The sequence below is a fragment of the Streptosporangium nanhuense genome, assembly GCF_059358815.1.
Genome location: NZ_JCADBG010000004.1, coordinates 125,922 through 139,959, shown reverse-complemented (window position 1 = coordinate 139,959; position 14,038 = coordinate 125,922). Strand labels below are relative to the sequence as shown.

The following is a 14,038-nucleotide window of genomic DNA, read 5'->3' as shown; positions in this document are numbered from 1 at the left end:
CGAGATCGCGCGGAAGACCGCCGGACGGGAACGCGCCGTACGGAAGACCGGGAAGGGTCATTCGCCCCGGTAGGTGGCCGGGCGCTTGTCGCGGAAGGCTCGGGAGCCCTCCTTGGCGTCCTCGGAGCCGATGACCGGCCAGCCGATGGTGTCGGAGACCTTCAGGGCCTCGGCCTCGGGCAGGCCCAGGGTCTCGCGGTAGGTGCGGAGGATGGCCTGGACGGCGAGGGGGCCGCACTCGGCGATCTGGGCGGCGATCTCCAGGGCGGCCGTCAGCGCCTGGCCGTCGGGGACGACCCGGTTGACCAGGCCCATGGACAACGCCTCCTGGGCGGTGACGGCGCGGCCGGTGAGCAGGATGTCCATGGCGAAGGCGTACGGGATCTGGCGGGGCAGGCGGATCGCGGAGCCGCCCATGGGGAAGAGGGCGCGGCGGGCCTCGAACAGGCCGAGGGTGGCGGACTCGGCGACCACCCGCATGTCGGTGCCGACGAGCAGCTCGGTGCCCCCGGCCACGGCGTACCCCTCGACCGCGCAGACGATCGGCTTCGTCGGCAGCGCGCCGGAGTCGCGCAGCAGGCCCTTCCAGTGGAAGTCGGGGATGGCCGCGGCCCGCTCCCTGACCCGGGCGTCCTGCGACGGGCTGCCCATGGCCTTCAGGTCGGCGCCCGCGCAGAACGTCCCGTGCGCGCCGGTCAGCACGGCGACGCGGACCTCGGGCTCCTCCGAGACGTAGGCCCAGGCGTCGGCCAGGCCGACCAGCATGTCGGTGGAGAGCGCGTTCTTCGCCTCGGGCCGGTCCATGGTGACGACCACGACGTGGCCGTCACGCTCGACCCGGCAGTGCGGCGTGCTGATCGGCAGGAGTTCCACGGGACGACCTCCGTTGATTCACCAGGTGCCTGATGGGAAATTCTGGACTCGTAGCGTTCCCGCCCGAGATGGGGGAGGGATTCCGGTCGGTTCCCCGCGAGGGTGGGTCCGGGTGTCGGGCGGGGCGCCCCCGGGGGTGCCGATCCTGCATTGAAAGGGTGGGGCACGGGCTGAGTCAAGCGCTTGCTAGGCGTACCTCCCGGGGTTAGTCTGCCCATGCGTACAAGAACAGATTCTTGTTCTGAATACCCCGTTCCGCCAGGGCTTGTCGCGATAAAGAGAACGTGATTCACTCCGGCGTGCCGAGGCCTTTCCACCGAGAGGATTTCCGATGGGTACGCTCGGTTTCTGGAGATTGGCGCAGGCGGACCCCGAGAGGGTGGCCGCCGTCGATCCGGACGGCACCGAACACCGCGCCGGCGACCTGCTCGCCCGCGCCAACCGTCTCGTCCACGGCCTGAGGGAGCTCGGCCTCAAGCCGGGCGACGGCATCTGCGGGCTGGTGCCCAACGGCTCCGACGGGCTCACCCTCTATCTCGCCGCCCTCCAGGCCGGCTGGTACTACACGCCGATCAACTGGCACCTCACCGGCCCCGAGATCGGCTACATCGTCGCCGACAGCGAGGCGCGCGCCTTCTTCGTCCACGAGCGCTACGCCGAGGAGGGCATGCGCGGCGCCGCCGAGTCCGGCATCGCCGCCGACCGTGTCTTCGCCTTCGGGCAGGTCGAGGGGGCAGTCGAGGGGGCACGGCCCGTCGCGGAGCTGACCGACGGGCAGCCGGACACCGCCCCCGCCGACCGTACGGCGGGCGCCACCATGCACTACACCTCCGGCACCACCGGCAAGCCCAAGGGCGTGCGCCGCCCGCTCAGCGGCCTGGACCCCGACGACGGGGCCGAGCTGATGACGTTCCTGCTCACCCTGTTCGGCATCACGCCGGGCGGGGAGAACGTCCACCTGGTCACCTCGCCGAACTACCACACCGCCGTCACCCAGTTCGGGGGGACGGCCCTGCAGATGGGGCACACGCTCGTCTACATGGACAGGTGGGACGCCGAGGAGACGCTGCGGCTCTGCGAGAAGTACCGGGTGACCAACTCGCACATGGTCCCCACCCACTTCAAGCGCCTGCTCGCGCTCCCCGACGACGTGCGGTCCAAGTACGACCTCTCCTCGCTCAGGTGGATGATCCACGCCGCCGCCCCCTGCCCGGTCCCCGTCAAGTGGGCGATGCTGGAGTGGTGGGGCGACTGCATCTACGAGTACTACGCGGCCACCGAGGGCGGCGGCACCATCGCCACCCCGGAGGGCTGGCGGAGCCACCCCGGCACCGTCGGCACCGCCTGGCCGATCAGCGAGCTGCTCATCGTGGACGAGAACCTGGAGCCCGTCCCGACGGGGACCCCCGGCACCATCTACATGAAGATGATGGGCGTCCAGTTCGAGTACAAGGGCGACCCGGCGAAGACCGCGGCCAACCGATTGCGCGACCACTTCACCGTCGGCGACATCGGCTACCTGGACGAGGAGGGCTACCTCTTCCTCTGCGACCGCAAGGCCGACATGATCATCTCTGGCGGGACCAACATCTACCCGGCCGAGATCGAGAACGAGCTCATGGTCCACCCCAAGATCGCCGACGTGGCCGTGTTCGGCATCCCCGACGAGGAGTGGGGCGAGCAGATCAAGGCCGTGGTCGAGCCCGCGGCCGGTGTCGCCCCCTCGCCCGAGCTGGCGGACGAGCTCATCGAGTCGCTGCGGGGCCGCCTGTCGAGGATGAAGTGGCCCAAATCCGTCGACTTCATCGCGGAGATGCCCCGCGAGCCCAACGGCAAGCTCCTCAAACGCAAGCTGCGTGACCCGTACTGGGAGGGACACGAACGTGCCATCTAGCGAAGACACCCCGGCGCCGCTGCGGGCGCGGCACGTGCTGGAGTTCCCCGGCGGATACACCCGCACGACCGGGCCGGTGATCGGGCGCTTCCTCACCGAGCTGCGGGACGGGCGGCTCGTCGGGGTCCGCACCGCGGGCGGGCGCACGCTGGTGCCGCCGCTGGAGTACGACCCGGAGACCGGCGACGCCGTGACCGGGGAGTTCGTCGAGGTCGGCCCCGCGGGCACCGTGGAGAGCTGGGCGTGGGTGACCACCCCCAGGAAGAACCACCCGCTGGACCGGCCGTTCGCCTGGGCCCTGATCCGGCTGGACGGCGCCGACACCTCGCTGGTGCACGCGGTGGACGCCGGGGACGCCAGGGCGATGCGCCCCGGGCTGCGGGTGCGTCCCCGCTGGCGGGCCGGGCGCACCGGGCACATCACCGACATCGAGAGCTTCGTCCCCGAGGTCACCAGGATCGTCTCCGAGGTCGGCGTCGAGTACACCGTGACGCCGGGCCGGGCGCTGACCCGCTTCCTGGAGGGCGTCGCCGAGGGCGTCCTCATCGGCTGCCGGTGCGGCACCTGCCACAAGGTCTACGTGCCCTACCGGTTGTCCTGCCCCGAGTGCGGGGTGGCGATCACCGAGGAGACGGTCGTCCCGGACACCGGCACGATCACCACCTTCGCCATCAACAACCTGCCCGACCCCCGGGCCCCCGAGGTGCCGTTCGTCTCGGCGTACATCCAGCTCGACGGCACCGACATCCCGATGATCGCCCTGGTCGGCGGGATCCCGGCCCACGAGGTGCGCCAGGGCATGCGGGTGCGGGCCGTGTGGGTGCCCGAGGAGGAGCGGACGATGTCCATGTCGAACATCAAGTGGTTCGCCCCCACCGGCGAGCCGGACGCGGAGCTGTAGATGCGGGAGATAGCGGTCGTCGCGTTCGCGCAGACCCGGCACAGTGCCGTCGACGAGGGACAGAGCGAGGCCGAGCTCATCCTGCCCCCGCTGGAGGAGGTGAGGGCGGCCACCGGGCTGCGCAGGTTCGGCTTCACCTGCTCGGGCTCGTGCGACTACCTGGCGGGCGCGCCGTTCTCCTTCGTCTCCGCGCTCGACGCGCTCGGCGCCTGGCCGCCGATCTCGGAGAGCCACGTCGAGATGGACGCGGCCTGGGCGCTGTACGAGGCCTGGGTCAGGCTCCAGCACGGCGACGTCGACTCGGCCCTGGTCTACGGCTTCGGCAAGTCGTCCCAGGGGGACCTGCGGGAGATCATGACGCTCCAGCTGGACCCGTACTACCTCGCCCCCCTCGGGCTGGACCAGGTCTCCTTCGCGGCGCTGCAGGCGTCGGCCACCGGGGCCGACCGGGCCGAGCTGGACGAGATCGTGCGGCGCAGCCGCGCCGACGGCAGGGCCAACCCCTACGCCCTCGACCTGCCCGATCCTGCCGGGGAGGAGGCGGAGGTCGCGCCGCTGCGGCCGTACGACATCGCCCCGATCACCGACGGCGCCGCCGCGGTGGTGCTGGCGGCCGGTGACCTGGCCAGGGAGCTGTGCGAGCGTCCCGCGTGGATAACGGGGATCGCCCACCGCATAGAGCCGCACTACCTGGGCATGAGGGACCTCGCCCGGTCGGCCTCCGCCGCCGACGCCGCACGAGCGGCGGGGGTCGGCAAGGGTGACGTCGACGTGGCCGAGCTGCACGTCCAGTTCAGCCACGAGGAGATCGTCCTGCGCGAGGCGCTGGAGCTGCCGCGGGGCACGCGCGTCAACCCCAGCGGCGGCCCCCTCGCCGCGAACCCGGTCATGGCCACCGGCCTCATCAGGATCGGCGAGGCCGCCGGACGCGTCATGGACGGCACCGCGGGCCGCGCCCTCGGTCACGCCACGAGCGGCCCCTGTCTCCAGCACAACCTCGTCACCGTGATGGAGGCATGAAAGATGGGCAACCCCTGCGCCGTCATCGGTGTCGGCCAGACTCACTACACGACCAAGCGGCGCGACGTCTCCCTCGCCGGGCTGGTCCGCGAGGCCGCCCAGCGCGCGCTGGAGGACGCGGGCCTGACCTGGAAGGACATCGACGCGGTCGTCATCGGCAAGGCGCCCGACCTGTTCGAGGGCGTGATGATGCCCGAGGCCTACCTCGCCGACGCGCTGGGCGCCGCGGGCAAGCCGATGATGCGGGTGCACACGGCGGGCTCGGTCGGCGGGTCCACCGCGCTCGTCGGCGCCTCGCTGATCCAGGGCGGCGTGCACGACCGGGTGCTGGTGGTGGCCTTCGAGAAGCAGTCGGAGTCGAACGCGACCTGGGCGCTCTCCACGCACCTGCCGTTCAGCGCCTCGCTGGTCGTCGGCGCGGGCGGCTACTTCGCCCCGCACATCCGCGAGTACATCCGCCGCTCCGGCGCCCCCGAGCACATCGGCCACCTGGTGGCCGTCAAGGACCGGCGCAACGCCCTGAAGAACCCGTACGCCCACCTGAGGATCCCCGGCATCGACCGGAAGATGGTCGAGTCGACCCCGATGCTCTGGGAGCCGATCCGCTACCTCGACACCTGCCCGTCCTCCGACGGCGCCTGCGCGATGGTCCTGGCCGCGGAGGACAAGCTCACCGGCAGCACCCCCGCCTGGGTGCTCGGCGCGGCGTCGCGCTCGGAGCCGATCTTCCGCGCGGGCCGCGACACCGTGAACCCGCAGGGCGGCAAGGACTGCGCGGCCGACGTCTACCGGCAGGCCGGGATCACCGACCCGCGCCGGGAGATCGACGTGGCGGAGGTGTACGTGCCCTTCTCGTGGTACGAGCCGATGTGGCTGGAGAACCTCGGCTTCGCCGCCGAGGGTGAGGGCTGGAAGCTCACCGAGTCCGGGGCGACGGCCCTGGACGGCGACACCCCGTGGAACGCCTCGGGCGGCGTGCTGTCGAGCAACCCGATCGGCGCCTCCGGGCTGATCCGGTTCGCCGAGGCGGCGCTCCAGGTGCGGGGGATGGCGGGGGAGCACCAGGTGGACGGCGCCAGGCGGGCCCTCGGGCACGCGTACGGGGGAGGCGCCCAGTTCTTCGCGATGTGGATGGTCGGCAGCGACAAACCCTGATCCCCCAGGAGGGGTGCGAATGGAGTTCAACCACGCGGATCTGTTCGAAGGGGTCGCCGACGCGGTCGGGGACCGCACGGCCGTCATCTGCGGCGACCGTCGCATGACCTACGCCGAGCTGGACGCGCACGCCAACCGGCTCGCCCACTTCCTCCGGGGCAGGGGCGTGCGCCCCGGGCAGCACGTCGGGATCCACCTGTACAACGGCATCGAGTACGTGGCCGGGCTGCTGGCCACCCTCAAGATCCGGGCGGTGCCGGTCAACGTGAACTACCGCTACGTCGAGGCGGAGCTGCTCTACCTCTACCGCGACTCCGACATCGTGGCCCTGCTGTTCGACGTGGAGTTCGACGCCCGGGTGGCGGCCACGGCCCCGGACGCCCCCGCCCTGGAACACCTGATCGCGGTGGGGGGACCGTCCCGGGTCGAGGGCGCGGTGCCGTACGAGGAGGCGCTGGCCGGGCAGCCGGAGACGCGCGGGTTCCCCGAGCGGTCGGGCGACGACCTCTACATCATCTACACCGGCGGCACGACCGGCATGCCCAAGGGCGTGATGTGGCGCACCGAGGACCTGTTCTTCGCCTTCGGCGGCGGCAACCCCTACGGCGAGCCGCGCGCCACCCCGGGCGAGGTGGTCGAGGCGGCCGCCGCCGCGGGCGAGATGACCATGATGGCCGCGGCCCCGCTGATGCACGGCGCCGCCCAGATGGGCACCTTCATCACCTGGTGCATGGGCGGCACGATCGCGTACGTCCGCAAGTTCGACGCGGCCGACGTGCTGCGGACGATCGAGCGGGAGAGGGTGCTGACGCTCAACATCACCGGGGACGCGATGGCCCGCCCGCTGGTCGAGGAGATCGCCACCGGCGCCTACGACCTGTCCTCGCTGTTCGTGCTGAGCTCCACCGGCGCGATCCTCAGCGGTTCGGTGCGCGAGCGGCTGGAGGAGCTGCTGCCCGGCAAGATGCTCATCGACAGCTTCGGCTCCACCGAGTCCGGCTACACCGCCTCGGCGGTCCCCGGCTCCTCTCCCGAGTCCGGGCTGCGCTACCAGGCGAACCCCCAGGCGACCATGGCCGTGCTCAACGAGGCCCTCGAACCGGTCAAGCCCGGTTCGGACGAGCTGGGCACCGTGGCCAGGAGCGGTCGCATCGCCTCCGGCTACTACAAGGACGAGGCCAAGACGGCCCGTACCTTCGTGACGGACAAGGACGGCGTCCGCTGGCTGCTCACCGGCGACATGGCCAAGGTCGAGGAGGACGGCACCATCGCGATCTTCGGCCGGGGGGCCGCCTGCATCAACACCGGAGGGGAGAAGGTCTTCCCCGAGGAGGTCGAGGCGGTGCTCAAGGGCCACCCGGCGGTCTTCGACGCGGTCGTGACCGGCATCCCGGACGAGCGGTGGGGCAACCGAGTGGCGGCGGTGATCGAGCCGCGCCCCGGCACGGCGCCGACGGCCGAGGAACTGGAGGCCCACTGCCGGGAGAAGATCTCCGGCTACAAGGTGCCCAGGACCTTCGCCTTCGTGGAGGAGATGGTCCGCTCCCCGGCGGGCAAGGCCGACTACCGCTGGGCCAGGACGACCGCCGAGGCCGCCCGTTCCTGACGGTCCTGTCGGTGTCACCCGCCTCCCGGCGTCCTCTTTCCGTGTCGCCCGCTTCCCGGTGTCCCCTGGCGAGCCGATGAGCGATCGGGGGGCCGGCGAGGGTTCGCGGGCGATGACGGCGGTGGCGATCGGGGGGCCGGCGAGGGTTCGCGGGCGATGACGGCGACGGCGGTCAGGGGCCCGGAGAGGGTTTTCTGGCGATGAGGGCGACGGCGGTCAGGTGGTCGCGGTGCAGCCGGAAGGTGCGGCGCATGGCGAGGACGCGCCGGCGGGCGTCGGGATCGGCGAGCAGGTTCCGGACGAAGCGCAGCGCGCCGAGCGGTCCCTCGTCGGCGATGATTCGCCGTGGACGCAGCAGGGCCATGGGAGCGGTGTCGGCCCGCTCGACGACCAGCCCGTGCGCCTGGAGCAGGGACCGCCATTCGGTGATCGTCTGAGGACGGGCGTTGACCTTGAGCGACCGGGCGAGAGCCTGGCGGATGCCCGTCTTGACCGGCTCGGGCAGGAGGTCGGGAGTGAGCGCGAGTTCGTGGACGGCGTAGCGGCCACCGGGCCGCAGCAGGCGGGCGGCCTCGGCGACGACGGCGTGTTTCGCCCGGTCGCCCCGCATGGTGAGCATGGCCTCGCCGATCACCACGTCGGCCGAGGCGCCGGGCAGCCCGGTCGCGGCGGCGTCGCCGAGGACGGCGGTGCCGTGCCCGGCGACGACGCGGCCGACCGTGGCCACCGCCACCGGATCCCGCTCGACGCCGAGGTAGGAGCGCGGGTGCCGGTCGAGGATCTCCCGCGCGGTACGCCCGAGGCCGGGGGCGAACTCGACCACGTCGGCACCGGTGATCTCCGCCCGTGTCAGGAGGACCCGGGTGAGTTCGGCGCCGCCTGGGCGCAGGACGCGTTTGCCCAGGCGGGCGAGGAGGGAGTGGCCCGGCGCGTCGGCGGCGGCGCGGTCGCCCGGCAGGGACGCCCGGCCGTCCATTCGCGGTTCCCGGCCTGTCGCCCATGGTTCCGGGCCGTCCGGTTGCGATTCCGGACCGGTCACCTCTGGTTCAGGACCGTCCCCCCACGGTTCGGGGCCGGTCGCCCGTGACCCGGGCGTGGGCGGGAGCGGGGCCGTGGTCATCGGCCGGGGCTTCCGACGACGGGCTCCAGCACCAGGGCCTGGCGGCCTCGGTGGACGGTGAGGTAGCTCAGCCCGTCGGGTCCGGCGGTGAAGGCACGCAGGGAGCGCCGGGGCAGCCACACCAGCGCGCCGGGCCGCAGGTCCAGGGTGTCGCGTTCGGTGGTGAGCCGGCCGGTGCCGTGCAGGACGTGCAGCAGGACGTCGAGATCCGGGCCGGTGTGCGCGTCGATGACGGCCTCGGGGGCGAGCTGGATGACGTTGGAGTCCAGGTCGCGCTCGCGCATCCCCAGTTTCCAGGCAGCGCCGGTCACGCCCGGGGTGATCGTGCCGGTGTCGTGCAGGACGCGGGGCAGAGGGGTGGAGGCCAGTTTGGTGATCCGGATTCGCCAGGTCTGGGGGCCCTTGTCGAGATAGTCCCAGCCGTACCCGCCGGGGTACTCGGCCTCGAACTCGTCGCGCAGGTGTCGGGGGTCGTGGTTGTTGACCAGCACGAAGGAGTCGCCGACGGCGAGGGCCCCGTAGGTCGCGAAGATCGTCGGATGCTTGTCGGGCTTGCTCAGGGGCCGTACGTCAAGTTCCTGGTCGTTCATGGGTTTTCCTCTCGTCGCCCTATTTATACAACTAGATTTTGTATAAACTCAAGTCCATGACCTACGTGATCGGAGAGCCATGTGTGGACGTGCTGGACCGGGCCTGCGTGGAGGAGTGCCCGGTGGACTGCATCTACGAGGGCGCGCGCAGCCTCTACATCCATCCTGACGAGTGCGTCGACTGCGGCGCCTGCGAGCCCGTGTGCCCGGTGGAGGCGATCTACTACGAGGACGATCTCCCCGGGGCGCTGCGGCCCTACCTGGCGGACAACGCGAGGTTCTTCGCCGAACCCCTGCCGGGCCGGCCCGAGCCGTTGTCGTCACCCGGAGGCGCGGCGAAGCTCGGCCCCCTCGGAGTCGACACCCCCCTGGTCGCGGCGCTTCCACGGCAGAACCCATGACCGAGACGCAGGCGCTCTCCATCGGTGCCGCCGTGACGTTCGTCTGGCTCGGAATGGTGCTGGCGATCTCCTTCCTGGAGGCGCCGCTGAAGTTCCGCGCCCCCGGCGTGACCACGAGGATCGGGCTCGGCATCGGACGGCTGGTCTTCCGCGCCCTCAACACGGCCGAGACCGTTCTCGCCACCGCGCTCCTGAGCGTGCTGGCGGTCGAGACCGCCGTCGTCTCCGGCCTCCCGCCGTCCGGCGCCGTCACCCCGGCGGTGGTCGCAGTCCTGACCCTGGCCGTGCAACTGGCGGTGGTACGGCCACGGCTGGCGCGCAGGTCCGATCGGATCCTCGCCGGGCGGGACGCGCCCCGCTCGAAGGGCCACCACGCCTACATCGCCCTGGAGATCGTCAAGGTCGTCGCCCTCGTCGTCACCGGGGTCATGCTCCTGGCGATCTGAACCTCGCCGGTGTCCGGCTCGCAGGTCCGGAGAGCTACGCGAGGATCCGGGGGCGGGAGAAGCCTGAGAGGCCCGAGAAGGCTCCGGAGAGAAGCCGGGAAGAAGGTCGCGCGGCCCGGTGAGGCGTGAACCGCCCGGGTGCCCGATCCGTTCCTGAGGTGTGATGCGTTTTCTGCGGACCGTCGTCCTGCTCCCGCTCCTCCTCGCGATCGGCTGCTCGGGGAACGGCACCACCGCCATCGTCGAGACCACCGCGCCCGCCGTGGAACGGCCGGGTGTCGTCGTCGTCCGGTACGTCAGCTGCGGCGGGATGACGTGCGACGGCGGCGACAGCATGAGCATCACCGCCGACGGGCGGGCCGTCTCGCTGCGCGACGCGGAACTCGTCGTCGTCCCGCTCCCCGCGGCCGAGCTGCGCGACCTGCGGGCCGGGCTCGTCGAATCCCTGGCCGGGCGGGAGGGCACGATCGACCGTACCGGGGGAGCCACCGACCAGCCCTTCGCGGTCGTCACCGTGGTCGACTCCGGCGGGAAGAAGCACGAGACCCGGCTGGAGGGGACACCGAAGCCGGAGGACGAGCCGATCGTTGCCGCGACCGGGCGCCTCTCGAAGCTGACCGCCCGAATCCGCTCCACCGGCACCCCCGACGTCACCGCGCCGATCACGGTGACGATGTACGAGGATCCGAGCACCCGGCCCATCCGGCAGGCGACCTGGCCCGAGGGGATCACCACGCCGATCGAGGCCGCGACGGGCGGCAACTTCGGCACCCGGACCTACCGGGGAGGCGAGGCGACGACGCTGCGCGCCGCCCTGGGCAAGGCGGGGGACAACGTGACGGTGACCGCCGGGGGCAAGACCCTGATCGCCCGCTGGGAGGCCGTGCTTCCCTGATTTCAGCCGGGAACCGCAGGCGGTCGCGCTCGCCGAGGCCGTGCGCGCGGCCGAGCCGGCCCGTCACGGCCCCTGCTCGCGCACCCCCGCCCGCGGGGAGTGTGAGCACGACGGCACGGAAGGCTGGTCGCCGTGCCGCCGCGCCACTCGTGGAGCCGTGGTACGGCTGACGGCCAGGTGGTCGAGTACGCCCGGGGCGCGCACGCGGCGAGCCGGTTCGTATGGTCGTACGCCTTCACCGTCCCTGGCCGACGTCTCCCTCGCGAAGCGCACGGCGGGTACTCCTGTGCCGTTCACGCACGCCCTCGTGCAATGCGGCGGCGTGGTGTGCGGGTGGTCGTGATCCGGCCCGAGGGTGCCGTCAGGGGGTGATCGGCGTACCGGGTTGGTCGGTGTGCTTTTTCGCCCACAGGTAGGGTCGTCGGCGTGCAGGATGTGCGGGTGGTGCTGATCGGCGGGACGTCGAACGTCGGAAAGTCGACCGTTGCCCACGCGGTGGCGGAAAAGCTCGGGTTCGAGTGCCTGTCGACGGACACTCTGGCCCGGCACCCCGGGCGGCCCTGGAGAACTCCGGAGCGAGAGGTGCCGGCGCACGTCGCCGAGCATTACGTATCACTTACGGTCGACGAGCTGATCACGTCCGTTCTCGGCCACTACGAACGGCTGTGGCCTCGCGTCGAAGAGCTGATCACGACCTACGCGGCCGCGGGCAGCGCCAGGGCGGGCCTGGTCCTGGAGGGCTCGGCACTTTGGCCCGTCAACGTCGCGAAATTGGAGATCCCGCGCACGGCCGCCGTGTGGCTCACCACGAACAACGCCGTCGTACGCGCTCGGGTGCATGCGGCCGGCCGCTACGAGGCGGCAACGGACGAGGAACAGCGTCTGATGGACAAGTTCCTGGCCCGCACGGATCGCTACCAGACACTCATGGTCGATGCCGTCGACAGGTTGGGGCTGGACCGCATCGACGCGGGCGGCGGGCGCTCCGTCGCGGTACTGGTTGACTCGGTACTCGCGGTCATCAACGCGCAGAAGACGGTCGGGCGGTCATCCGCCGATCGGTGATCAGGCCGTCGTGGCAACTCGCCGATGGCCGATCCCCCACCAGCTCATATTGAAACGACCGGTTGGATGACACGATCCGTTGCCTGGCGGGTCGGTTCGGGGCGTGGGCGACGAGGGCGAGCGGATCCCCCTGGGTGGCCACTGTGACGGAAAGCGCTTACCTTAGGAGGATGGTCCGGCGTGGCAGGATCCGTTGAGGAAAGGCTTTCGTTTTGATCCACTCAATCGACCCCAGGACCGGCGAGTCCGTCGGCGATCCCTTCCCCCTGACCTCGGACGACGAGGTGGACGCGATCGTCGGGGCGGCCCTCGCGGCCGGGCACGCCTGGCGTTCCGCGGACCGGGCGGTGGCGCTCGACGCGGTCGCCGCGGCGCTGGAGGCGAACGTCGAGGAGCTCTGGCGGGCGGCCGACGAGGAGACCGCGCTCGGCGAGACCCGGCTGCGCGGGGAGGTGGGGCGGGCCGCCGGCCAGTTCCGGCTCTTCGCCCAGGTGCTGCGCGACGGCGGGCACGTGGAGGCGGTGATCGACCACGCGACGGCCCAGCCGCCGATCCCCGACCTGCGGCGGATGAACCACCCGCTGCCCGGCGTGGCCGGGGTCTTCGCGGCGAGCAACTTCCCGTTCGCCTTCTCGGTCGCGGGCGGTGACACGGCCTCGGCGCTCGCCGCCGGGTGCCCGGTGGTGGTCAAGGCCCACGACGGGCATCCGGCCACCTCGGAGCTGTCGTGGCAGATCATCCGGCGCGCCCTGCCCGACCCGGCCCTGCTCGGCCTGGTCCGCGGGCTCGACGCGGGGAAGCGGCTGGCCGGGCACCCGTCCGTGGCGGCCGTCGGGTTCACCGGCTCCATCCCCGGGGGCAAGGCCATCCAGGCGCTCATCGCCGAGCGTCCCGACCCCATCCCGTTCTACGGCGAGCTGGGCAGCGTCAACCCCGTCGTCGTGCTGCCCTCGGCGGCCCGCGAGGGTCTCGCCGAGGGGTTCGCCGCCTCGCTGACCCTCGGCACCGGCCAGTTCTGCACCAACCCCGGCCTGGTGTTCGTCCCCGACGACACCGAGCTCCTGGTGTCGGTCTCCGAGGCCGTCTCCGCGACCGTGGGCGGGCCGATGCTCACCGAGCGGATGCAGGGCGGCTACCTGCGCGGGCTGGCCAGGCTCGGCAAGCTCACCCCGCTGGCCGAGGGGCAGCCGGGCGAGGGGGCGTTCGCGGTGACCCCGCAGGTGTTCGTCACCGACCTGACGACGTTCGCCGCGGACCTGCCCGATCTCGTGGAGGAGTGCTTCGGCCCCGCCGCCCTCGTGGTCGTCTACACCGACCCCGCGGATCTGCCTCCCGTACTGGAGAGGCTGGACGGCTCGCTGACCGCCACGATCCACGCGACCGACCCCGCCGAGGCGCGGGGGAGCGCCGAGGTGCTGCTCAAGAAGGCGGGGCGGCTGATCTGGAACGGCTGGCCGACCGGGGTGGCGGTCCGCTGGGCCATGCACCACGGCGGTCCCTGGCCCGCCAGCACGGCCGCCGCCCACACCTCGGTCGGCGCCGCCGCGATCCGCAGGTGGCTGGTGCCGACCGCCTACCAGGACTGGCCGGCCGCGCTCCTGCCGCCGGAGCTGCGCGACGACAACCCGCTGGGCATCCCTCGCCGGGTCGACGGGGTCCTCGTCGAGGGACGCGCCTGAGGTTTTCGACGCCTGGCGTTCCCATCGTCTGACGGTCCCGCTGTCTGACGGTGCCGCTGTCTGGCGGTCCCGCCGGTCTCCGGGGTGCCCCGGAGACCGGCTCGGCACCGTTCCCGTTCACGCCGTTTCGGCTCCGTGTCACAGGCTCCGTGTCACAGGCTCCGCATCACCCGGGCTCCGCGCCGCTCCGGCGCGGGGCCTGTTTCGGCTTGCCCTAACTGCCTATTAAAACGTAATAACAAAAAACGTTTTACCTGGGTGGGGATCTGTCGGAAATGTCGCGTTAATCGGTCATTGACGGCCACGAAATGCTGATCTACTGTCCAGTCAGCTTTAAATCGATTTACTCCGTCTTGGTTCGCCCTGCCTTTTCGCCCCCCACGGATCGCAAGG

Annotated in this window: 13 protein-coding genes; 10 read left to right on the top strand and 3 right to left on the bottom strand. The window is 71.6% G+C overall.

What is annotated here, in order from left to right; all coding sequences use genetic code 11:
* Positions 1-57: 57 nt before the first annotated feature.
* Positions 58-873, bottom strand: a complete 816-nt coding sequence (locus tag AC5L38_RS10520) for a crotonase/enoyl-CoA hydratase family protein (protein WP_495242569.1) — start codon at positions 871-873, stop codon at positions 58-60.
* Positions 874-1,204: 331 nt separating this feature from the next.
* Here AC5L38_RS10520 and AC5L38_RS10515 point away from each other — a divergent pair, with 331 nt between their 5' ends.
* The 5 genes from AC5L38_RS10515 to AC5L38_RS10495 are packed head-to-tail and all read left to right on the top strand — an operon-like array spanning position 1,205 to position 7,449.
* Positions 1,205-2,767: an acyl-CoA synthetase gene (locus AC5L38_RS10515; protein WP_495242568.1), complete on the top strand. Its 1,563-nt coding sequence runs from the start codon at positions 1,205-1,207 to the stop codon at positions 2,765-2,767.
* On the top strand, positions 2,757-3,668 hold the full coding sequence (locus AC5L38_RS10510; RefSeq protein WP_495242567.1) for a Zn-ribbon domain-containing OB-fold protein: 912 nt from the start codon (positions 2,757-2,759) through the stop codon (positions 3,666-3,668). Before AC5L38_RS10515 ends, AC5L38_RS10510 begins: the two co-directional genes overlap by 11 nt.
* Positions 3,669-4,688, top strand: coding sequence for a thiolase family protein (locus AC5L38_RS10505; RefSeq protein WP_495242566.1), 1,020 nt, complete (start codon positions 3,669-3,671; stop codon positions 4,686-4,688).
* Between the two features lie 3 nt (positions 4,689-4,691).
* Positions 4,692-5,843: a thiolase family protein gene (locus AC5L38_RS10500; protein ID WP_495242565.1), complete on the top strand. Its 1,152-nt coding sequence runs from the start codon at positions 4,692-4,694 to the stop codon at positions 5,841-5,843.
* 19 nt (positions 5,844-5,862) lie between these two features.
* Positions 5,863-7,449 carry an acyl-CoA synthetase gene (locus tag AC5L38_RS10495; protein WP_495242564.1) on the top strand — a complete coding sequence of 529 codons (1,587 nt, stop codon included), beginning with the start codon at positions 5,863-5,865 and terminating at the stop codon, positions 7,447-7,449.
* A 172-nt stretch (positions 7,450-7,621) separates the two neighbouring features.
* On the opposite strand, the gene AC5L38_RS10490 is transcribed toward AC5L38_RS10495, so the two are convergent.
* Both AC5L38_RS10490 and AC5L38_RS10485 read right to left on the bottom strand, forming a co-directional pair.
* Entirely contained in the window at positions 7,622-8,425 is an 804-nt protein-coding gene (locus AC5L38_RS10490) for a class I SAM-dependent methyltransferase (RefSeq protein ID WP_495242563.1), read from the bottom strand.
* Between the two features lie 140 nt (positions 8,426-8,565).
* Entirely contained in the window at positions 8,566-9,159 is a 594-nt protein-coding gene (locus AC5L38_RS10485; RefSeq protein WP_495242562.1) for a DUF2249 domain-containing protein, read from the bottom strand.
* A gap of 56 nt (positions 9,160-9,215) precedes the next feature.
* On the opposite strand from AC5L38_RS10485, the gene fdxA reads away from it, so the two are divergent.
* The 5 genes from fdxA to AC5L38_RS10460 all read left to right on the top strand — a co-directional run bounded on the left by fdxA (position 9,216) and on the right by AC5L38_RS10460 (position 13,645).
* Positions 9,216-9,560, top strand: coding sequence for a ferredoxin (gene fdxA / locus AC5L38_RS10480; RefSeq protein ID WP_495242561.1), 345 nt, complete (start codon positions 9,216-9,218; stop codon positions 9,558-9,560).
* Positions 9,557-10,006 carry a hypothetical protein gene (locus AC5L38_RS10475; protein WP_495242560.1) on the top strand — a complete coding sequence of 150 codons (450 nt, stop codon included), beginning with the start codon at positions 9,557-9,559 and terminating at the stop codon, positions 10,004-10,006. The genes fdxA and AC5L38_RS10475 overlap by 4 nt, the downstream gene beginning before the upstream one ends.
* Before the next feature lie 163 nt (positions 10,007-10,169).
* Positions 10,170-10,901, top strand: a complete 732-nt coding sequence (locus tag AC5L38_RS10470) for a hypothetical protein (protein ID WP_495242559.1) — start codon at positions 10,170-10,172, stop codon at positions 10,899-10,901.
* Positions 10,902-11,327: 426 nt separating this feature from the next.
* The gene (locus AC5L38_RS10465) at positions 11,328-11,966 is read left to right on the top strand and encodes a hypothetical protein (RefSeq protein WP_495242558.1); all 639 of its coding nucleotides are present in this window, start codon (positions 11,328-11,330) and stop codon (positions 11,964-11,966) included.
* A 212-nt stretch (positions 11,967-12,178) separates the two neighbouring features.
* Positions 12,179-13,645, top strand: coding sequence for an aldehyde dehydrogenase (NADP(+)) (locus tag AC5L38_RS10460; RefSeq protein ID WP_495242557.1), 1,467 nt, complete (start codon positions 12,179-12,181; stop codon positions 13,643-13,645).
* The last annotated feature ends 393 nt before the right edge of the window (positions 13,646-14,038 follow it).

Bases quoted from the DNA above. Each gene is read 5' to 3' on its own strand.
- AC5L38_RS10515 (WP_495242568.1), top strand. From the start codon at position 1,205: ATGGGTACGCTCGGTTTCTGGAGATTGGCGCAGGCGGACCCCGAGAGG.
- AC5L38_RS10505 (WP_495242566.1), top strand. From the start codon at position 3,669: ATGCGGGAGATAGCGGTCGTCGCGTTCGCGCAGACCCGGCACAGTGCC.
- AC5L38_RS10500 (WP_495242565.1), top strand. From the start codon at position 4,692: ATGGGCAACCCCTGCGCCGTCATCGGTGTCGGCCAGACTCACTACACG.
- AC5L38_RS10495 (WP_495242564.1), top strand. From the start codon at position 5,863: ATGGAGTTCAACCACGCGGATCTGTTCGAAGGGGTCGCCGACGCGGTC.
- AC5L38_RS10490 (WP_495242563.1), bottom strand. From the start codon at position 8,425: ATGGACGGCCGGGCGTCCCTGCCGGGCGACCGCGCCGCCGCCGACGCG.
- AC5L38_RS10485 (WP_495242562.1), bottom strand. From the start codon at position 9,159: ATGAACGACCAGGAACTTGACGTACGGCCCCTGAGCAAGCCCGACAAG.
- fdxA (WP_495242561.1), top strand. From the start codon at position 9,216: ATGACCTACGTGATCGGAGAGCCATGTGTGGACGTGCTGGACCGGGCC.
- AC5L38_RS10475 (WP_495242560.1), top strand. From the start codon at position 9,557: ATGACCGAGACGCAGGCGCTCTCCATCGGTGCCGCCGTGACGTTCGTC.
- AC5L38_RS10470 (WP_495242559.1), top strand. From the start codon at position 10,170: ATGCGTTTTCTGCGGACCGTCGTCCTGCTCCCGCTCCTCCTCGCGATC.